Origin of the sequence: Variovorax sp. W1I1, assembly GCF_030815625.1 — a bacterium.
Taxonomy (GTDB): Bacteria; Pseudomonadota; Gammaproteobacteria; order Burkholderiales; family Burkholderiaceae_C; genus Variovorax; species Variovorax paradoxus_C.
This window is the reverse complement of sequence record NZ_JAUSWZ010000001.1, coordinates 4,366,826-4,388,746: the sequence shown is the minus strand read 5'-3', so window position 1 is coordinate 4,388,746 and position 21,921 is coordinate 4,366,826. Positions and strand designations below refer to the sequence as shown.

Here is a 21,921-nt window from a genome sequence, read left to right as displayed (position 1 = left end):
CGTTCATCGGGCAGGACGCTGCATCAGGCCGAGCAGCAACTGGTTGTAGACCTCGGTGGCCGCTGCGTTGCCGGGAAGGTAACGGTCGATCAGTCCGCGCTGGCGCTCGCGGTAGGCGGTGGCCTCGGCATCGTGGGTGTCGATGGCTTCGAGCACCCGGGCACTGCCCGCGGCCACGTCGTTGCCTTGGTAGTAGTAACCGAGGTCGGCGCACAGGTGCGCGTTGTGCACCAGCGGGTACCCCTGCCAGCAGGTTTCCAGGTAGAAGTAATTGAGCGGGTTCTCCCACTGGTGGGACACCACGATGTCGGTGTTCTGCGCGAGGAACACGGGCGTTTCATGCCGGCCCAGGAACACCGCCTTGTGCTGGCGGACCAGGTCGAGCTGGTTCATCAGCGTGATGAACTCCATGTTCTCCTTGGCCATCCGCTCGGAGTTGGTGACCTGCAGCAGGGCGATGGCGTCAGGCCGCGCGCGGTACGACAACTCGGCAACGAGGATCGGATAGAGGCAGAACTTCACCACGTTGATGTTCGGCTCCATCACGCTGAGCCGGCGCGGTCCGCTGCGCGGCTGGTACACGCCGGCATCGGGCAGGGCGCGGCTGCGTTCGTTGAGGAACACCGGGCTCCAGACGAAAGGCACTGGGCGGGCCTCGGTGCGGCGCAGCACCTCGAAGAACGGCTGGCTGATGTTGGCGACCTGCGGAACCATCCAGATGTCGTCGTAGCGCTGGTTGATGTACAGGTTCTGGCCCCAGAGGGGCTTGTTGAACAGCATCGACTCCATGGCGTGCACGTACTCGAAGCCGCAGCAGTACGACACGAGGCGTGCGCCGCGCCGCTTGAGGTGGTCGGTCTGCGCGCAGTCGATCTGGCCGCCGAGTTCGATCAGCACATCGACGTTGTCCTTGGCCGCCTCGAAGGTCACGGTGGGCCAGCGCGTCTGGTCCCAGGGCAGGGCTGAGGTGATGGGGATGGCCGTGGTGTTGACCAGCACGACCGAGGCAACGCTCGGGCAGTGCTTCAGCGCTTCGGCCAGGAAGACGGCGTTCTGCTTGATGCCGTTGTTCCAGAGGGTTTCGGCTTCGTGGTGCAGGCCGATGGTGATGCCGATGCGCAGGCCGGTGCTGGGGGTCATTGTTTGTTTTGCGAGATACGGCCTTTGCAGCCCGCCGATGACCAAAAGGCCAGAAAGAAGAAGGGCCGGCGATTTTAGGTCGCGGCGCCCCCATCGTCTCTTGGTTGCAACGGTCTGGATCAGCGTTTGGCGTTGATCGTTCGATTTTGTGAACTAAATCATCCCTCTGCTTTTTTAGCCTTGTTGCATCGCATCAGGAATGTAAATGACTGCGTACATTCCAGCGTTCCTGTAAACGCTGGCGCACGTTGCGCCTGACTGGTCAACGAGCGGTTGTCGTCCGCTGACAACCGTTGCTCTTCGATCGATCCCTGCCGGCCATTCGCCACGAGCTCAAAGCACATGAATAAGTCATTTAGAAGTATCTGGAACGAAGCTCTTGGCGCTTGGGTTGCCGCCGCCGAAATCACCAAGGCACGGGGCAAGGCCGCTAAAGCAGGGCACGCATCCAACGCTGTCGTTGACGGCCCGGTGTTCGCTAGATTCAATTTCCAGAGTGTCTTTGCGGCTGCGATGCTGGCGTTTGTGGTCGGTTCCGCACCAAGTGTTCATGCCAGCACGATTGGGCTGGGAACCGGTGGGACGCCTGCGGGCGCGGTCTGCGGGGCAACTGGCTCGGTGGGAACAGGGCCGGATGGTGTCACCAGCTACACCGCCGTGGCGCCCTCCGATGGAAGCGGAAATTTCTCGGTGGTCGCGGGTTGCTATGCCCGAGGCAACAACTTCTTGGGTGTCACGAACTTCGGGACGTACACCAACGTCACCGGCGACGGCGGCACCGCAATGGGTTTTGCTGCATCGGCTGCCAAATGGGCGACGGCTTCGGGGCTGCAAGCCAACGCTGCCGGTCAAGGCAGTGTGGCTGTCGGCTTCAACTCGATAGCTGCTTCGACAAACAACGTCGCCATTGGCAATGGCGCAAATGCCGCCGCGATCAGTGCCGGTACTGCGATTGCCATTGGCGCCGGCGCCAAGGCCTATTCGGCCACGACGACCGCGGGCGATTCCCTGGCGATCGGAACCGGCGCCAACGCGTCAGGCCAGGATTCCGTCGCTATTGGTGGTCAAGTTGTGGCGAGCGGCCTGAACGCCGTGGCTGTGGGCACCAACACCACGAAGGCGGCTGGCGCGAATTCCTCCGCCTTTGGGGCGGACGCCGTTGCAAATGCAAATTTCGCAACGGCAGTGGGAGCGGGAGCCAATGCCAATGGCATCGGTGCGACCGCTATTGGCGCCAACGGTACGGCCTCGGCGCGCGCATTGGGCTCGGACTCTATTGCAATCGGCGGCCAGGCAGTCGCTACGGCGGTGGCCTCCTCGGGCATCGCAGTCGGACGCGGTGCGACCGTCAACAGCATCTTTGGCCTCGCCATCGGTGATGGGGCGAACGCATCCGGCAGTGGCAGCGGCATCATCGCCATCGGCAATGGGGCGAAAGCGAGCGTTGGGACCAGTACGGCGATCGGCGTCAACGCCAACGCGGCCAACACCGACGCAACGGCACTCGGCAACGGCGCGTTGGCATCGGGAACACAGGACACGGCGGTCGGCGTCACCGCCAGGGCCACCGGCGGCTCGGACTCCGCGTTCGGCAACGGTGCCAACGCCAGCGGTGGCAATTCCTTGGCACTGGGCGTTGGCAACGTCGCGTCGAATTTCGCCGCGGTGGCGGTGGGCAACCAGAGCAAGGCATCGGGCTTGCGCAGCGTCGCACTGGGCGACCAGGCCAACGCCAGCAATACCAGCGCGATCGCCTTGGGCACCAACGCCAATGCCACCCAGTCGGGTGCCATCGCGATGGGGCAGGGAGCTCAAGGCACGGGCGTGAACGCCGTCGCCCTGGGTGCTGGAGCACTGGTGCGGACCGACAATTCGGTGGCGCTGGGTTCGGGCTCGACCACCGCAGCGGCTTCGCCGACCGGTAAGGGTTTCATGACCGGCACGGCAGCTCCGGCGTCGGAAGTCTCGGTGGGTGCGTCCGGCGCCACGCCGACGCGACGCATCACCAACCTGGCCGATGGCGCTGCGCAGCAGGACGCGGTGACCGTGGCGCAGTTGAGCACCAGCAACACGAGTCTCTCGACCAGCATCACGAGCCTGTCGACCTCGACGTCGAGCGGCCTGAGCACTGCCACGAGCAGCATCAACAGCCTTTCGACGTCTACCTCGAGCGGCATCAGCAGCTTGTCGACTTCTACGTCGTCTGGTTTGAGCACTGCAACCAGCAGCATCGGAAGCCTGTCGACGTCTACCTCCAGCGGTATCAGCAGCTTGTCGACCTCCACGTCGTCGGGCCTGAGCACTGCGACCAGTAGCATCCGCAGCCTGTCGACCTCTACGTCGTCGGGCCTGAGCACGGCTACGAGCAGCATCGGCAGCCTGTCGACATCGACCTCCTCGGGTCTGAGCACCGCGACCAGCAGCATTGGCAGCTTGTCGACTTCGACCTCGAGCGGCATCAGCAGCCTGTCCACCTCTACGTCGTCTGGCTTGAGCACGGCAACGAGCAGCATCAGCAGCTTGTCGACTTCCACCTCGTCTGGTCTGAGCACTGCGACGAGCAGCATCGGCAGCTTGTCGACCTCGACCTCTTCTGGTCTGAGTACCGCGACCAGCAGCATCGGTAGCCTGTCGACCTCCACCTCGAGCGGCATCAGCAGCCTCTCGACTTCTACTTCGAGTGGCTTGAGCACGGCCACGAGCAGCATCTCCAGCCTGTCGACTTCCACGTCGTCTGGTCTGAGCACGGCAACCAGCGGTATCTCCAGCCTGTCGACCTCGACTTCGAGTGGTCTGAGCACCGCTACGAGCAGCATCGGGAGCTTGTCGACCTCGGCCTCGAGCGGCCTGAGCACGGCAACGAGCAGCATCTCCAGCCTGTCGACCTCCACCTCGTCCGGTTTGAGCACGGCCACCAGCGGTATCTCTAGCCTGTCGACTTCGACGTCGTCTGGCCTGAGCACTGCTACGAGCAGTATCGGAAGTCTGTCGACCTCCACTTCGAGCGGCATTAGCAGCCTCTCGACGTCTACGTCGTCGGGCCTGAGCACGACAACGAGCAGCATCGGTAGCCTGTCGACGTCCACCTCGAGCGGCATCAGCAGCCTCTCGACCTCGACGTCGTCTGGTCTGAGCACGGCTACGAGCAGCATCGGCAGCCTGTCGACGTCCACCTCGAGCGGAATCAGCAGCCTCTCGACCTCCACCTCGTCCGGCCTGAGCACGGCCACCAGCAGCATCGGCAGCCTTTCGACCTCGACGTCTTCTGGCCTGAGCACTGCGACGAGCAGCATCGGTAGCCTGTCGACGTCCACCTCGAGTGGCATCAGCAGCCTGTCGACCTCCACCTCGTCCGGTCTGAGCACCGCTACGAGTAGCGTTGGTAGCTTGTCGACCTCGACCTCGAGCGGACTGAGTACGGCGACCAGCGGGATCTCGAGTCTGTCCACCGGCTTGAGTACGACCAACAGCAGCGTGAGCAGCCTCTCGACGGGGCTGAGCTCTTCCGTCAGCGGTATCGGCAGCCTGTCGACGGGGCTGAGCACGACCAACAGCAATCTGGGCGCCCTGAGCACCACCGTCAACACCATCAACGACAAGGGCACGAAGTATTTCCATGCCAACAGCACGGGGGCCGACAGCCAGGCACTCGGCGCCGACAGCGTGGCGATCGGGCAGGGGGCCATCTCGAATGGCACCGACAGCGTTGCCATCGGCAGGGGCGCTGTGACCAACATGCCCAACAGCGTAGCTCTGGGAGCAGGGTCCGCCGCCAATGTGGGCGCGCTGATCAATTACCTCGCTTTCGGTCTGGCCGGCAAGCAGAGTTCGGCAGGCGAAGTGAATGTGGGCAATCGCCAGGTCACAGGCGTGGCTCCGGGCAGTGCAGACCAGGACGCAGTCAACGTCTTGCAGTTGAAAACCGTCACCGCCTCATTGTCCAGCGGCCTGAGCACGGTCAGCAGCAACGTTGGCAGCCTGTCGACGTCCACGTCGAGTGGTTTGAGCACAGCAACGAGCAGCCTCGGGAGCTTGTCGACGTCGACGTCGTCGGGCCTGAGCACAGCCACGAGCAGTATCGACAGCCTGTCGACTTCGACGTCGTCTGGCCTGAGCACTGCGACCAGCAGCATCGGCAGCTTGTCGACTTCGACCTCGTCCGGCCTGAGCACCGCCACGAGCAGCATCGGCAGCTTGTCGACTTCGACGTCGTCCGGCCTGAGCACTGCGACCAGCAGCATCGGCAGCCTGTCGACGTCGACCTCTTCGGGTCTGAGCACCGCGACGAGCAGCATCGACAGCTTGTCGACGTCGACATCGTCGGGATTGAGCACTGCGACGAGCAGCATCGGCAGCTTGTCGACGTCGACATCGTCGGGATTGAGCACTGCGACGAGCAGCATCGGCAGCTTGTCGACCTCCACGTCGTCCGGTCTGAGCACTGCAACCAGCAGCATTGGCAGCCTGTCGACTTCGACGTCCTCTGGTCTGAGCACTGCAACCAGCAGCATTGGCAGCCTGTCGAGCTCGACGTCGTCTGGCCTGAGCACTGCGACCAGCGGTATCTCCAGCCTGTCGACTTCGACCTCTTCGGGTCTGAGCACCGCGACGAGCAGCATTGACAGCTTGTCGACCTCGACCTCAAGTGGCTTGAGCACGGCGACCAGCGGCATCAGCAGCTTGTCGACTTCGACCTCGTCTGGCTTGAGCACTGCTACGAGCAGCATCGGCAGCCTTTCGACTTCGACGTCGTCCGGCCTGAGCACAGCCACAAGCAGTATCAGCAGTCTGTCGACGTCTACATCCAGCGGTATCAGCAGCCTCTCAACCTCCACGTCGTCTGGCCTGAGCACGGCGACGAGCAGCATCGGTAGCCTGTCGACGTCTACTTCGAGCGGCTTGAGCACTGCTACCAGCAGCATTGATAGCCTGTCGACCTCGACTTCCAGTGGTCTGAGCACGGCGACCAGTGGTATCTCCAGCCTGTCGACTTCGACCTCGAGCGGGCTGAGCACGGCCACCAGCAGCATTGGCAGCCTGTCGACTTCGACGTCGTCCGGCCTGAGCACAGCGACAAGCAGTATCAGCAGTCTGTCGACGTCTACCTCCAGCGGTATCAGCAGCCTCTCAACCTCCACATCGTCCGGCCTGAGCACGGCGACCAGTGGTATCTCCAGCCTGTCGACCTCGACCTCGAGCGGACTGAGCACGGCCACCAGCAGCATTGGCAGTCTGTCGACCTCGACGTCGAGTGGCCTGAGCACAGCCACAAGCAGTATCAGCAGTCTGTCGACGTCTACATCCAGCGGTATCAGCAGCCTCTCAACCTCCACGTCGTCTGGCCTGAGCACGGCGACCAGCGGTATCTTCAGCCTGTCGACCTCGACTTCGAGTGGTCTGAGCACGGCCACGAGCAGCATTGACAGCTTATCGACCTCGACCTCGTCTGGCTTGAGCACGGCTACGAGCAGCATTGACAGCTTGTCGACCTCGACATCGTCTGGCTTGAGCACGGCGACCAGTGGCATCAGCAGCTTGTCAACTTCGACGTCGTCTGGTCTGAGCACTGCCACCAGCGGCATCAGCAGCCTGTCGACCTCGACATCGTCCGGTCTGAGCACGGCGACCAGCAGCATCGGCAGCTTGTCGACTTCGACCTCGAGCGGTCTGAGCACTGCGACGAGCAGCATTGGCAGCCTGTCGACTTCGACCTCGTCTGGATTGAGCACTGCCACAAGCAGCATCGATAGTCTGTCGACCTCGACATCGTCCGGTCTGAGCACTGCGACTAGCAGCATCGGCAGCCTGTCGACTTCGACCTCTTCGGGTCTGAGCACCGCGACAAGCAGCATTGACAGCTTGTCGACGTCAACATCGTCGGGCTTGAGCACGGCGACCAGCGGTATCTCGAGCCTGTCGACCTCCACATCGTCAGGTCTGAGCACAGCCACCAGCAGCATCGGCAGCTTGTCAACTTCGACCTCGAGCGGTCTGAGCACCGCAACGAGCAGCATCGATAGTCTGTCGACCTCGACGTCGTCTGGTTTGAGTACCGCTACCAGCGGCATCTCCAGCCTGTCCACTGGCCTGAGCACGACCAACAGCACGGTTGGCAGCCTGTCGACTTCGACCTCTTCAGGTCTGAGCACCGCTACGAGCAGCATCGATAGTCTGTCGACCTCGACATCGTCTGGTCTAAGCACGGCGACCAGCAGCATCTCCAGCCTGTCGACTTCGACCTCGTCTGGCTTGAGCACTGCAACGAGCAGCATCAGCAGCCTGTCGACGTCTACCTCCAGCGGTATCAGCAGCCTCTCAACCTCCACGTCGTCTGGCCTGAGTACGGCGACCAGTGGTATCTCCAGCCTGTCGACCTCGACGTCGGCTGGTTTGAGCACTGCAACCAGCAGCATCGGCAGCTTGTCGACGTCTACTTCGAGCGGCTTGAGCACGGCCACAAGCAGCATCGATAGCCTGTCGACTTCCGCGTCGTCTGGTCTGAGCACTGCCACGAGCAGCATCGATAGCTTGTCGACCTCGACATCGTCGGGATTGAGCACGGCGACCAGTGGCATCAGCAGCTTGTCGACTTCAACATCAAGCGGTTTGAGCACTGCGACGAGCAGCATCGGCAGCCTGTCGACTTCGACCTCTTCAGGTCTGAGTACCGCTACGAGCAGCATTGATAGCTTGTCGACCTCGACGTCGTCGGGTCTGAGCACCGCCACGAGCGGCATCGGCAGCCTGTCGACCTCAACTTCGAGCGGCCTGAGCACTGCCACCAGCGGTATCTCGAGCTTGTCGACGTCTACTTCGAGTGGCTTGAGCACCGCGACCAGCAGCATCAGCAGCCTGTCGACTTCCACGTCGTCCGGTCTGAGCACCGCCACAAGCAGCATCGGCAGCCTGTCGACTTCGACGTCGTCTGGTCTGAGCACTGCCACCAGCGGCATCAGCAGTTTGTCGACCTCCACGTCGTCCGGTCTGAGCACTGCTACCAGCAGCATCGGCAGCCTGTCGACCTCGACCTCCTCCGGTCTGAGCACTGCAACGAGCAGCATTGACAGCTTGTCGAGCTCGACATCGTCGGGCTTGAGCACGGCGACCAGTGGTATCTCCAGTCTGTCGACTTCGACCTCGAGCGGCCTGAGCACGGCGACGAGCAGCATCAGCAGCCTGTCGACGTCTACCTCCAGCGGTATCAGCAGCCTCTCAACCTCCACATCGTCCGGCCTGAGCACGGCGACCAGTGGTATCTCCAGCCTGTCGACCTCGACGTCGGCTGGTTTGAGCACTGCAACCAGCAGCATCGGCAGCTTGTCGACGTCTACTTCGAGCGGCTTGAGCACGGCCACAAGCAGCATCGATAGCCTGTCGACCTCGACTTCCAGTGGTCTGAGCACTGCGACCAGCGGCATCTCCAGCCTGTCCACCGGCTTGAGCACAACCAACAGCACCGTTGGCAGCCTGTCGACTTCCACATCCTCGGGTTTGAGCACGGCAACCAGCAGCATTGGCAGCTTGTCGACTTCGACGTCGTCTGGTCTGAGCACTGCCACCAGCGGTATCAGCAGCCTGTCGACCTCAACGTCGTCCGGTTTGAGCACTGCGACCAGCAGTATCGGTAGCTTGTCGACCTCTACTTCCAGTGGTCTGAGCACGGCGACCAGCGGTATCTCCAGCCTGTCGACTTCGACCTCAAGCGGCCTGAGCACTGCCACAAGCAGCATCGATAGTCTGTCGACCTCGACGTCGTCTGGTCTGAGCACTGCGACCAGCGGTATCTCCAGCCTGTCCACCGGCCTGAGCACGACCAACAGCACTGTCGGCAGCTTGTCGACGTCCACATCGTCGGGTCTGAGTACCGCGACTAGCAGCATCGGCAGCCTGTCGACCTCGACATCGTCTGGTTTGAGCACTGCGTCCAGCGGCATCTCCAGCCTGTCCACCGGCCTGAGCACGACCAACAGCACCGTTGGCAGCCTGTCGACTTCCACATCGTCGGGTTTGAGCACTGCAACCAGCAGCATCGGCAGCCTGTCGACGTCTACTTCGAGTGGCTTGAGCACGGCCACGAGCAGCATCGGTAGCCTGTCTACCTCCACGTCCTCCGGTCTGAGCACTGCAACCAGCGGCATCTCCAGCCTGTCTACCGGCCTGAGCACGACCAACAGCACTGTCGGCAGCCTGTCGACTTCCACGTCGTCGGGTCTGAGCACCGCGACCAGCAGCATCGGCAGCCTGTCGAGCTCGACATCGTCGGGTTTGAGCACTGCGACCAGCGGTATCTCCAGCCTGTCCACCGGCCTGAGCACGACCAACAGCACTGTCGGCAGCTTGTCGACGTCCACATCGTCGGGTCTGAGTACCGCGACCAGCAGCATCGGCAGCCTGTCGAGCTCGACATCGTCGGGTTTGAGCACTGCGACCAGCGGTATCTCCAGCCTGTCCACCGGCCTGAGCACGACCAACAGCACTGTCGGCAGCTTGTCGACGTCCACATCGTCGGGTCTGAGTACTGCAACCAGCAGCATCGGCAGCTTGTCAACGTCTACTTCGAGCGGCTTGAGTACGGCCACAAGCAGCATCGATAGCTTGTCGACCTCTACGTCGTCTGGCTTGAGCACGGCGACCAGCGGTATCTCGAGCCTGTCGACGGGCCTGAGCACGACGAACAGTACGGTCAACAGCTTGTCGACCTCGACGTCGTCCGGCCTGAGCACTGCTACGAGCAGCATCGGCAGCTTGTCCACGTCTACTTCGAGCGGCCTGAGCACTGCAACGAGCAGCATTGATAGCCTGTCGACCTCGACGTCGTCTGGTTTGAGCACTGCGACCAGCGGCATCTCCAGCCTGTCGACGGGCCTGAGCACGACCAACAGCACCGTCGGCAGCTTGTCGACGTCCACATCGTCGGGTTTGAGCACCGCGACCAGCAGCATCGGCAGCTTGTCCACTTCGACCTCGAGCGGGCTGAGCACCGCAACCAGCGGCATCTCCAGCCTGTCCACTGGCCTGAGCACCACCAACAGCAACGTCAGCAGCCTGTCGACCTCCACGTCGTCCGGCCTGAGCACTGCCACCAGCGGAATCACCAGCCTCTCCACAGGCCTGAGCACGACCGACAGCACCGTGAGCAGCCTCTCGACCTCCACTTCGAGCGGCCTGAGCACAGCGACGAGCAGCATCGGCAGCCTCTCCACCGGTCTGAGCACGGCGTTCAGCGGCATCGGCAGCCTGTCCATCGGCCTGAGCACTGCGGTCAGCGGCATTGGCAGCCTTTCCACGGGCCTGAGCACCGCCACCAGCGGCATCTCGAGCCTGTCGAGCGGCCTGAGCACGGCGACCAGCGGCGTCAACAGTCTGTCGACTTCGACATCGTCGGGCTTGAGCACTGCCACCAGCAGCATCAACAGCCTCTCGACCTCGACATCGTCCGGCCTGAGCACTGCCACGAGCAGCATCAACAGCCTGTCGACCTCGACCTCGTCCGGCCTGAGCACGGTCACCAGCAGCGTCGACAGCCTCTCGACCTCCACGTCGAGCGGCCTGAGCACTGCGACCAGCAGCATCAGCAGCCTGTCGACCGGTCTGAGCACCGTGACCAGCAGCGTCGGCAGCCTGTCGACGGGCCTGAGCACGACGAACAGCAACGTCAACAGCCTCTCGACGTCCACGTCGAGCGGCCTGAGCACTGCGACGAGCAGCATCAACAGCCTGTCGACCGGCCTGAGCACGACGGACAGCAACCTGGCCAGCCTGTCGACCAGCGTGGGCGGCGCGACCAGCGGCCTGGCCAGCCTGTCGACTTCGACTTCTTCGGGCTTGAGCACTGCCACGAGCAACATCGGCAGCCTGAGCACGTCGGTCAGCAAGATCTACAACGAAGGCACCAAGTACTTCCACGCCAACTCGACCGCTGGTGACTCGGTGGCCAGCGGCAAGGAAGCCGTGGCGATTGGCCCGCAGTCGGAAGCCAGCGGCGCCAACTCCTTTGCCGCCGGCAACAGCGCGAAGGCAACGGCCGACGGCACCGTGGCGATTGGCTTCGGCGCACAAGCCACCCAAACCAACGCCATCGCGATCGGTTCTGGCGCCCAGGCTGTCGGTGCTAACGCCATCGCGATCGGTGCCGGAGCATTGGCGACGGGTTCGCAGGCATTCGGTAAGAACTCCCGCGCAGGTGGCGAGGGTGTGGCATTCGGCGACGGAGCTGATGCGGGTGGTACGCCGCTGAGCCAGGCGCAGAACGTCTCCCAGGGCACGGCCATCGGCTTCAACTCGCTGGTTACCCAGAGCGGTGGCGTGGCGCTGGGCGCGGGGTCCAAGGCGACGACCGGAGCCGGCATGGTCGGCTACGTCCCCGGCAGCGCCAATGCGCAGCAGGAAGCAGCCATCAAGGCCACGACCAGCACGCAAGCCGCGGTGTCCGTGGGCGACGCAGCCAACGGCCAGTTCCGCCAGATCACCGGTGTGGCGGCAGGCTCGGCCGACAGCGACGCGACCAACGTCGCCCAGTTGAAGGCCGCATCGACCGCAGCCAAGGCCAGCAGCGTGCAGTACGCGACCAACCCGGACGGGTCGGTCAACTACAACCAGATCACGTTGGGTGGCGGCCAGGCGCCGGGCGGCACGCGCATCTCGAACGTGGCGCCGGGCATCCTGCCGGGCGATGCGGTCAACGTGCAGCAGCTGAACCAGGTGCAGGGCCAGGTCGGAGAGGTGGCGCGCATCGCCTACTCCGGCTCGGCGATGGCCTTCGCGATGTCGGGCACGTACCTGCCGACGCTCTACCCGGGCGAGAAGACCGTGGGCGTGGGCTTCGGCAACTACAAGGGCTACAGCGCCGTGGCGCTGACCTTCAAGGCCCTGTCGGACGACGGCAAGATGTCCTGGGGCGCGGGTCTGTCGACCACCGGCAAGGAGTGGGGCGTGAACGCCGGCATCGGTTGGAAGTGGAAATAAGCCACTGAACCAGCGTTGCCGCAGCAACGTGGCTCCCGCACCGAGGGTGTGGGAGCCATTTTTTTTGGTACACACTCACCCCCATGCGCATTGGTATTTCAGTCCTCACCCACGCGGGGCAGAACATCTGGGAAAACGGGATGGGACAGAACGTCCTGTTTCTTGCCCGGCTGCTGCAACGCATCGACTTCGTCGAGTCCGTCACGCTGGTCGATGCGGGCGACCAGCAGGCCATGCCGCCGCAGGTCGACCTGTCCGCCATGGGTCTGGCCTTCGGACGCGCCCGCGATCTGACCGATTCGCTGGACGTGGTCATCGAGATGGCCGGTGCGCTCGACGTGCAATGGCTCTCCTACTTCCGTGCCTGCGGCGGGCGCGCCGTCTTCCATTGCGTGGGGCAGCCCTTCGTGGCGCTGGCCGAGCCGATCGTGTTCAGCGACAAGGGCCACTTCAGCAAGCCCGACCGCTGCGACGAGGTCTGGCTGCTGCCCAAGGACGGCGTCTTCGCACCGATGATGCGCACCCTGCACCGCTGCCCGGTGCATGAGGTGCCGTACCTCTGGTCGCCGCAGTTCCTGGACCAGCGCGTGGCCGAGGTCGAGGCGTCGGGCTATCGCTTCGGCTACACGCCGCGTACCGCCGAGCAACCCGGCTTCCGCGTGGCGATCTTCGAGCCCAACATCTCGGTGGTGAAGTCCAGCAGCGTGCCCATGCTGATCTGCGACGGCGCCTACCGCATCGACCCGAACGCCGTCACGTCGATGCAGGTGCTCAACACCCTGCACCTGAAGGACCACGCGACGATGCTCTACATGGCGAACTCGCTGGACATCGTGCGCCAGCACAAGGCCATCTTCCATGGACGGCACGACTTCGCGGGGTTCATGGTGCAGTTCGCCGATGCGGTGGTGTCGCACCAGTGGCAGAACGACCAGAACTACAGCTATCTCGACGCGCTGTACGGCAACTACCCGCTGGTGCACAACTCGCCCTGGCTGCGCGATGCCGGTTATTACTACCCCGACTTCGACATCGCCGCCGGCACCGACCAACTGCTGCAGGCGGTACGCGGGCACGATGCGCAACTGCACGACTACCGCGCCCGCAGCCAGCGCATGTTCGATGCGATCGATCCGCTCCATCAGGCGAACATCGACGGCTACGCGCAGCGGCTGCTGCACCTCGTGGGCGGCGACCCCGCATTCCGTGCCGATGGCGTGAGGGCCGCATGAGCGAACAACAGCAACAGCACGGCGCCATGCCCGCAAAGCTCCGCGTCGGCGTTTCCATCTTCATCCGCAAGGGCGAGCAGAGTCTCTGGGAAAACGGCGTCTACCAGAACTGCCTGTTCCTCGTGATGCTCCTGATGCGCTCGCCGCGCGTGGGCAGCACCGTGCTGGTGGCGGGCGGCGGCGACGGCGGTCCTGCGGACGCCACCAACTTCCTGGCCGATTCGCCCGTGCCGATCATCGACATGGCCACCGCCGCGCAGGAGCTCGATCTCATGATCGAGATGAGCGCGCAACTGGCGCGCGAGTGGTCGGTGGCGTTCAAGGAGCGCGGCGGCAAGATCGTCTCGATGCGCGTGGGCAACGACTACGTGATCGACATCGAACGCATGATCTTCAACAAGCCGCACGGCATGCTGGTCTCGGGCGCGCCCTACGACGAGGTCTGGACGCTGCCGGAGTACGAGGTGTCGTGCAAGCCGTACTTCGCGAGCACCTTCCGCGCGCCGGTGCGTCTGGTGCCGCACCTCTGGAGCCCGATGGTTCTGGAAAAAGCCATGGCGCGTGCCGAAGGCAACGACAAGGACAAGGGCTTCGACTACGTGCCCGGGCGCAAGCACTGGCGCGTGGCCATCTTCGAGCCCAACATCTGCATGGTGAAGACCAGCTTCATCCCCATGCTCGGCTGCGAGGCGGCGCACCGCGCGCAGCCGCGGCTGCTCGAGCGGGTGTGGGTCTACAACAGCTTCCACCTGAAAGAGAAGCCGCTGTTCGTCGGCTTCGCGCAGAGCCTGAACATCGTGCAGCACGGGCTGGCTACGTTCGAGGGGCGTTTTCCGCTGTACCAGGTGCTGCCGGGCAACGTCGATGCCGTCTTCGCGCACCACTGGGAGAACGCGCAGAACTATCTCTACTACGAGGCGCTCTACGGCGGCTATCCGCTGATTCACAACTCGCACCTCATCGGCGACTGCGGCTACCGCTACCACGACTTCGACTGCGAGGAGGGCGGCCGCGCGCTGCAGGAGGCCTTTGCCACGCACGACGCCAACCTGCCGGCCTATCGCGAGCGCGCACGCCAACTCGTCGCCAAGCTCGACCCCGAAGGCGAGGAAAACGTGCGCATCTACACCGCCGCCATCGAGAGCCTTTACACGTGAGCACGCGTGAGAGGAGAACCCGGATGAAGACTGCTGCAACACAACGATCCGCGCGGCTGCTGTCCATTGCGACAACCGTGGCCGCGTGGGCCATCGCCGGCACCGCGCTCGCACAAGGCGTGCTGGTCCCCCAGGCACCGGCCGCAGCGCCGCAGGACACGCTCACGCGCGCCGCCACCAGCGTGGGCATCAAGCGCTGCCTGCCCGCCATCACGCGGCTCGCGACGCTCACCGTGCAGGGCAGCCGCGGCCACGACGTGCTGCTCGACTGGGACCGCAAGCGCCCCGACGACGGCCCGATGTTCTCGCTGGTCGGCATCCAGTACCCGAACGCCGGGGTGGCGGCCTCGATCACCGCGATTCCCGGCGACGGCGGCAGCTGCACTGTGTCGGCCGAGCGCATCTCGGTGGCGCCCTTCACCTGCCAGAGCGTCGCCGAGCAGGAACTCAAGGACTACCAGATGACGCGCCTGCTGCCCATCTACGCGGTCTACACCGATCCCAAGGAGCCGACCTCGTCGGTATCGCTGATCGATTCGCCGCCGGGCTGCCTCGTGATCCGCCGCTATGTCGAATACGGCTGGCGCGATCCGTCGGCCGCCGCCGCTGCGCCTGCACCTGCGGCAGCTCCGGCCGGACAGGCGCCCAAGCGCCGCTAGCCGGACCTATCGCGGGCGGGCTGGGGCGCGTCCGCATCCGACACGCAGGGACGCCCTTGACCGGCCCGGCGCGGGCGCGTTGAAGTTCAGCATGAAGGCCGATCCGCGCATCCGTCGCGGCGAAGGAGACCCCATGCCTCTGGCTTCATTGATCGGCCGATGGGCGATGCAGCCCTTCTCGAAGGCGCTGCCGCCGCTGGGCGACACCGAGCGTGCGGCGCTCGAGGCCGGCACCGTCGGTTTCGAAGGCCAGCTCTTCGCAGGGCGCCCGGACTTCGATGTGCTCTCGGCCATGGGGCCCAACCAACTCACTGAACGCGAGCAGGCCTTCCTGCACAACGAGGTGCGCACGCTGTGCCACATGCTCGACGACCACGCCATCGACCAGGCGCACGACCTGCCGCCCGAGGTGTGGCGGTTCCTCCGCGAGAAACGCTTCTTCGGAATGATCATTCCCGAGGAATTCGGCGGCCTCGGCTTCGGCCACTACGCCCACGCCGCGGTGGTGGCGCGCATCGCCACCGTCAACGTGGCCACGGCCGTCACGGTGATGGTGCCCAACTCGCTCGGGCCGGCCGAGCTGCTGCTGCGCTACGGCACCGATGCGCAGAAGGAGCACTACCTGCCGCGCCTGGCCGATGGCCGCGAGCTGCCGTGCTTCGGGCTGACCTCGCCCTATGCCGGCTCCGATGCCGCATCGATTCCCGACCGAGGCGTGATCGTCGAGCGCGAGTTCAACGGCAAGCCGACGCGCGGCTTCCTGGTCGACTTCGACAAGCGCTACATCACGCTCGCGCCCGTCGCCACCGTGGTGGGCCTGGCCTTCCACGCCATCGACGAGAGCCGGCCCGAGGGCCAGCGCGAGCTGGGCATCACCTGCGCGCTGATTCCCGTGCCGCACGAAGGCATGGAAATCGGCCGGCGCCATCGCCCGATGGACAGCGCCTTCATGAACGGCCCGATCCACGGCCGCCAGGTCTTCGTGCCGGTGGACTGGATCATCGGCGGCGAAAAACAGGTCGGCCAGGGCTGGCGCATGCTGATGGAGTGCCTGGCCGCGGGACGCGCGATTTCGTTGCCGGCACTCGGTTCGTCGATGCAGCAGACGGCGCTGTACGTGAGCAACGGCTACGGGCAGATCCGCGAGCAGTTCGGCCTGCCGGTCGGCAAGTTCCATGCGATTGCGGGACTGGTCGCGCAGATGTCGGCGGAGCTTTATGCGAGCGATGCGGCGCGGCGCTTCACGGCGGCCGCGCTCGACAAGGGTGAGCGGCCCAGCGTGGCGAGCGCGATCCTCAAGGTGCAGCTCACCGAGGCGGGGCGCCGCGCGGTCAACCATGGCATGGACATCCTGGGCGGCAAGGGCATCATCTCGGGCCCGTCGAACCTGCTGGGCGTGGCCTACCGGCAGGCGCCGATCGCGATCACGGTGGAGGGCGCGAACATCCTCACGCGCGCGCTCATCGTGTTCGGGCAAGGTGCGGTGCGCTGCCATCCGCATGTGCTCGACGAAATGGCGGCTGTGCAGGCGAACGACGAAACCGCGCTTGGCAAGGCGCTCATCGCGCACGGCAAGCACGTGGCGGTCAACCTGTGGCATAGCCTCTTCGGCGCGCCGGTGCTCGGCGAACCGCCGCAGGAGCTGGCGCGCGAGGCGCGGCTCATCGCGCGCATGAGCGCCAAGTACGCGCTCACCGCCGACCTCGCGATGGGCATGCTCGGCGGCAAGCTCAAGCGCATGGAGTTGCTGTCGGCGCGGCTGGGTGATGTGCTCGCGCACCTGTACCTGGCGAGTGCGTGCGTCTGGCGTTATCGCGTCGATGCGGCACCGGAACTGCTGCCGTTCGCGCAGGCCGCGATCCGGCTGCAGCTCGACGAGGCCGGCAAGATCCTGCGCGACCTGTATGCCAATTTGCCGACGGCCGGCCGGCGCGTGATTGGCGCGCTGGTGCTGCGCCGCACCGCGCACCTGGCGCCGCTGCGCGATGTGCAGCTCATCGAACTGGCGGACCTGCTGCGCACGAACCCGCGCATCGTCGAGCGCCTGGCGCCCGACCTCAGCGAACCGGCGGCCGGGGGCCTGCGCGACCTGATGCATGCGATGGAACTGGGCGCGCAGCTCGGCGACACGACGGCCGCGCTCAACAAGGTGCTGCGCCGCACGAACTCGCTGGAAGAGGCGGCTCGTTCGGCGCCCGATCCGGAGCTGGCACTGGCCTACCTGAAGGCGGCCGACAAGGTCATCCAGGTGGACGATTTCGAAGGCCCGCCGCGCAACTCGGACGGGCGGGCCGATCTCGATCGGCCTGCCGGCTCGTCGATCAACCCGCTTGCTGCGCCGCCGCCAGCGCCGTCAGCGCCGCCGCCGTCTGCTCGTCCGCCGGAAAGAACGATTCCACCGCGAGTTCCTGCAGCGTGACATCGACCGGCGTGCCGAAGATCGTGATGGTGCTGATGAAGCTCAGCACGCCGCTCGGCATGACCACCTGGAAGGGCACGGCGACGGCCGACAGCGCGGTGTCGATGACGGGCGCGTCGTGGCTCACGGCGGGCGCGGGGTAGGCCGCCAGTTCGTCGTGCAGCGCCTGCAGTACTGCGTCGCCGGTGGCCGCGATCTGCTGCAGCAGCCGCTCGAGCAGGTGGGTGCGCCATTGCGCAAGGTTGGCGATGCGCGGCGCCACGCCCTCGGGATGCAGGCTCAGGCGCAGCACGTTGATGGGCGGCTTCAGCAACTCGGGCGCGGCACCTTCCATCAACAGCGGCACCAGCGCGTTGTGCGCCACCAGGTTCCAGTGTCGGTCCACGGCCAGTGCGGGAAAGGGCTCGTGCCCCTTCAACACCAGGTCGACCGCGCGCCGCGCCGCGGCCATCGCGGGATCGTCCAGCGAACGCTGTCGGTACATCGGCGCGAAGCCCGCGGCCACCAGCAGCGCATTGCGCTCGCGCAGCGGCACCTCCAGCCGTTCGGCCAGCCGCAGCACCATCTCGCGGCTGGGCGCGGCCCGGCCGGTTTCCACGTAGCTCAGGTGGCGGGTCGAGACCTCGGCCTCCTGCGCCAGGTCGAGCTGGCTCAGGCGCCGGTGGGTGCGCCAGTGCCGGAGATGCGCGCCGAACGGATCGCGCGCGCCGGGCTGGCCGGCCTTGGACGAATGGGTGCTGCGGGTGGTGTTCATGGCCCGCATTCTGGCGCGGTGCCGGCGCGGCGCCATGACCTCCCAGGTCATCGACGCGATGCACGCCCGGCGGAATCATTGGCTCCAACGCGGCAGGACTGGCTTGCGGCGTACCACCCCAGTGACCCCCAAGGAGATTCACATGTCCGTCTTCACTTCCCCCCGCTTCCTGCCCAACGTGATGTGGGCCGACGCCGCCTCCTGCGCCGCGACCGGTGCGCTGCAGGTGGCCTTCACCGACGCATTGGCGGCGCTCACCGGGCTGCCCGCGGCGCTGCTGATGGGCACCGGCGTGTTCCTGCTGGCGTATGCGGCGCTCGCCGCCTTCATGGCCAGCCGCAGTGCGCCGCCGCGCACGCTGATCGGCCTCGTGATCTTCGGCAACTTCGGCTGGGCCGTGGCCTGCATCGCATTGCTGGTGAGCGGCGTGTTCGCAGTCACTGCGCTGGGCATGGCCTGGGTGCTGGCGCAGGCCCTGTGCGTGGTGGTGCTGGCCGAACTGCAATGGGCGGGCCTTCGCCGCACCCGCAGCAGCGCCGGCATGGCACTGGCCTGAACGCAGGCGACGCGAGAGGTGCCGGCAACGCCCGTCTACCCGGCATTTCTCGCTATGAGGAACATAGCGCGGAGGGAGCGTGAGAGGGAAGACCGACTACAACAGCTGACATTGAACCCCGCTATCCTTGAGGAGCTTCCACGAAACAACAGGAGTTCCTCTATGGCCAAAGCACCGGCTCACGCCTTTGCGTCCACCCTCAAGACCTTCAAGACCGCATCGGGCAAGTCCGGCAAATACTGGTCCCTGAAGGAGCTGGCCAAGCAATATCCCACCATCGAGCGGCTGCCCGTGTCGATCCGCATCGTGCTCGAATCGGTGTTGCGCAATTGCGATGGCCAGAAGGTCTCCCCCAAGCACGTCGAAGAGCTGGCCCACTGGGCGCCCAACGCAGAGCGCACCGACGAGATTCCCTTCGTCGTCACCCGCGTCGTGCTGCAGGACTTCACCGGCGTGCCGCTCCTGGCCGACCTGGCCGCCATGCGCAGCGTGGCCGCCAAGCTGAACAAGTCGCCCAAGACCATCGAGCCGCTGGTGCCTGTCGACCTGGTGGTCGACCACTCGGTGATGGTCGACTACTACGGCACGCCCAAGGCGCTCGACCTCAACATGAAGCTGGAATTCCAGCGCAACAACGAGCGCTACCAGTTCATGAAGTGGGGCATGCAGGCCTTCGACACCTTCCGTGTCGTGCCGCCGGGCTTCGGCATCGTGCACCAGGTCAACCTCGAATACTTCGCGCGCGGCGTCTACAAGAGCCCGCATGACAACGCCGACGTGCCCACCTACTACCCCGACTCGCTGGTCGGCACCGACAGCCACACGACCATGATCAACGGCATCGGCGTGGTCGGCTGGGGCGTGGGCGGCATCGAGGCCGAGGCGGCCATGCTGGGCCAGCCGGTCTACATGCTCACGCCCGACGTGGTGGGCTTCGAGCTCACCGGCAAGCTGCGCGAAGGCGTGACGGCGACCGACCTGGTGCTGTACGTCACCGCGATCCTTCGCGCCGAAAAGGTGGTGGGCAAGTTCGTCGAATTCTTCGGCCCCGGCGCCGCATCGATTGCCGTGCCCGACCGCGCAACCATCGGCAACATGGCGCCCGAATACGGCGCGACGATGGGCTTCTTCCCGGTCGACGAAATGACCGTGGCTTACTTCGAAGGCACCGGCCGCACCAAGGAAGAGGTCGAACGCTTCGAGGCCTACTACAAGGCGCAGGGCCTGTTCGGCATGCCCGCGCCGGGCGACATCGACTACACCAAGATCGTCAAGCTCGACCTGGGCACCGTGTCGCCGAGCCTGGCCGGCCCCAAGCGCCCGCAGGACCGCATCGACCTCGGTCACCTGTCCACCAAGTTCTCCGAGCTCTACAGCAAGCCCAACGACGCGAACGGCTTCAACCAGCCGCCCGAGAAGCTCAAGCAGCGCTATCCGCTCGCCATTGCCGGCCAGGGCGGCGACGAAGAGGCCGCCGCACCGCCGGCCGGCTCGCCGCGCGAACTGGTCGAGATGGTCGCCAACCGCTCGACCAAGGCCGCCGCGCACACCAGCGCCACGGCGCCGCCCGCGCCCAAGGGCCAGGTCACCATCGGCAACGGCGACGTGCTGATCGCGGCCATCACCTCGTGCACCAACACCTCGAACCCGAGCGTGATGCTCGCGGCGGGCCTCCTGGCGAAGAAGGCGGTGGAGGCTGGGCTCACGGTCAAGCCGCACATCAAGACATCGCTGGCCCCGGGCTCGCGCATCGTGACCGAATACCTGGAGAAGGCGGGCCTCTTGCCGTACCTGGAGAAGCTGGGCTTCTACCTCGCGGGCTACGGCTGCACCACCTGCATCGGCAATGCCGGCGACCTCACGCCCGAGATCAACGAAGCCATCACCAAGAACGACCTCATCGGCGCGGCCGTGCTGTCGGGCAACCGCAATTTCGAGGCGCGCATCCACCCGAACCTGAAGGCCAATTTCCTGGCCTCGCCGCCGCTGGTGGTGGCGTTCGCGATCGCAGGCAACGTGATGACCGACCTGATGACCGAGCCCGTGGGCAAGGGCAAGAACGGCAAGGACGTGTACCTGGGCGACATCTGGCCGAGCCCGAAGGAAATCGACGAGAACCTGCGCTTTGCGATGAACGCCAAGTCGTTCCGCGCGAACTACGACAAGGTGAAGACTGACCCGGGCAAGTTCTGGAGCAGCATCAAGGGCACCGAGGGCCAGGTGTACGACTGGCCCAAGTCGACCTACATCGCCGAGCCGCCGTTCTTCGAGGGCTTCAAGATGAAGCCGCATGCCGCCGATGCGGGCTTCAAGGGCGCGCGGATCATGGCGCTCTTCGGCGACTCGATCACCACCGACCACATCTCGCCGGCCGGCTCGATCAAGGAAAGCTCGCCCGCGGGCATCTGGCTCAAGGCGCACGGCGTGCCCAAGGCCGACTTCAACAGCTATGGCTCGCGTCGCGGCAACCACGACGTGATGATGCGCGGCACCTTCGCCAACGTGCGCATCAAGAACCTGATGATTCCGCCGGATGCCAACGGCACGCAGGAAGAGGGCGGCGTCACGCTGTTCCAGCCGGGCAACCAGAAGATGTTCATCTACGACGCCGCCATGAAGTACATGGAAGAGGGCACCCCCACGGTGGTGTTCGGCGGCGAGGAATACGGCACCGGTTCGTCGCGCGACTGGGCCGCCAAGGGCACGCAGCTGCTGGGCATCAAGGCCGTGGTGGCGCGCAGCTTCGAGCGCATCCACCGCGCCAACCTGGTCGGAATGGGCGTGCTGCCGCTGCAGTTCCGCGGCGCCGATTCATGGCAGACGCTGGGCCTCACGGGCGACGAGAAGATCGACGTGGTGATCGGCGGCGAACTCAAGCCGCAGATGGACGTGAAGCTGGTCGTGCACCGCCCCGACGGCAACCACCAGGAGGTGACGGTGCGCCTTCGCATCGACACGCCGATCGAGGTCGACTACTACAAGCACGGCGGCATCCTGCCGTTCGTGCTGCGGCAGTTGCTGGCCGCCTGATCGTCGCCG

10 protein-coding genes and 2 pseudogenes are annotated in these 21,921 nt (G+C 65.2%); 9 read left to right on the top strand and 3 right to left on the bottom strand.

Translation table 11 applies throughout. From position 1 onward, the window contains the following. Positions 1–3: 3 nt before the first annotated feature. Positions 4–1,140, bottom strand: a complete 1,137-nt coding sequence (locus tag QFZ83_RS20655) for a DUF2827 domain-containing protein (protein ID WP_307509613.1) — start codon at positions 1,138–1,140, stop codon at positions 4–6. 342 nt (positions 1,141–1,482) lie between these two features. Between QFZ83_RS20655 and QFZ83_RS20650 the strand changes: the two are divergent. Further along, positions 1,483–1,593, top strand: a pseudogene (locus QFZ83_RS20650) (ESPR domain-containing protein); the annotation flags it as partial. A gap of 611 nt (positions 1,594–2,204) precedes the next feature. Here QFZ83_RS20650 and QFZ83_RS20645 read toward each other — a convergent pair. After that, the gene (locus tag QFZ83_RS20645) at positions 2,205–2,933 is read right to left on the bottom strand and encodes a hypothetical protein (RefSeq protein WP_307509611.1); all 729 of its coding nucleotides are present in this window, start codon (positions 2,931–2,933) and stop codon (positions 2,205–2,207) included. Between the two features lie 4 nt (positions 2,934–2,937). Between QFZ83_RS20645 and QFZ83_RS32780 the strand changes: the two are divergent. The 6 genes and pseudogenes from QFZ83_RS32780 to QFZ83_RS20610 form a co-directional block, all read left to right on the top strand. After that, positions 2,938–11,712, top strand: a pseudogene (locus tag QFZ83_RS32780) (hypothetical protein); the annotation flags it as partial. Then, entirely contained in the window at positions 11,695–12,105 is a 411-nt protein-coding gene (locus QFZ83_RS32775) for a YadA-like family protein (protein WP_373424064.1), read from the top strand. The pseudogene QFZ83_RS32780 and the gene QFZ83_RS32775, both read left to right, overlap by 18 nt. A gap of 83 nt (positions 12,106–12,188) precedes the next feature. Then, positions 12,189–13,337, top strand: a complete 1,149-nt coding sequence (locus QFZ83_RS20625) for a DUF2827 domain-containing protein (protein ID WP_307509606.1) — start codon at positions 12,189–12,191, stop codon at positions 13,335–13,337. Positions 13,338–13,363: 26 nt separating this feature from the next. Beyond that, positions 13,364–14,494, top strand: coding sequence for a DUF2827 domain-containing protein (locus QFZ83_RS20620; RefSeq protein ID WP_373424044.1), 1,131 nt, complete (start codon positions 13,364–13,366; stop codon positions 14,492–14,494). A gap of 23 nt (positions 14,495–14,517) precedes the next feature. Then, positions 14,518–15,153 carry a hypothetical protein gene (locus QFZ83_RS20615; RefSeq protein WP_306878034.1) on the top strand — a complete coding sequence of 212 codons (636 nt, stop codon included), beginning with the start codon at positions 14,518–14,520 and terminating at the stop codon, positions 15,151–15,153. Positions 15,154–15,286: 133 nt separating this feature from the next. Further along, positions 15,287–17,572: an acyl-CoA dehydrogenase gene (locus QFZ83_RS20610; protein WP_306878032.1), complete on the top strand. Its 2,286-nt coding sequence runs from the start codon at positions 15,287–15,289 to the stop codon at positions 17,570–17,572. Here the strand turns inward: QFZ83_RS20610 and QFZ83_RS20605 are convergent. Then, entirely contained in the window at positions 17,475–18,326 is an 852-nt protein-coding gene (locus tag QFZ83_RS20605) for a helix-turn-helix domain-containing protein (RefSeq protein WP_306878030.1), read from the bottom strand. The genes QFZ83_RS20610 and QFZ83_RS20605 overlap by 98 nt on opposite strands. Before the next feature lie 142 nt (positions 18,327–18,468). Here QFZ83_RS20605 and QFZ83_RS20600 point away from each other — a divergent pair, with 142 nt between their 5' ends. Together QFZ83_RS20600 and QFZ83_RS20595 are read left to right on the top strand one after the other, a co-directional pair. After that, entirely contained in the window at positions 18,469–18,882 is a 414-nt protein-coding gene (locus QFZ83_RS20600; RefSeq protein ID WP_307509604.1) for a hypothetical protein, read from the top strand. 162 nt (positions 18,883–19,044) lie between these two features. Continuing rightward, positions 19,045–21,912, top strand: a complete 2,868-nt coding sequence (locus QFZ83_RS20595; RefSeq protein ID WP_307509601.1) for an aconitate hydratase — start codon at positions 19,045–19,047, stop codon at positions 21,910–21,912. Positions 21,913–21,921 lie beyond the last annotated feature (9 nt).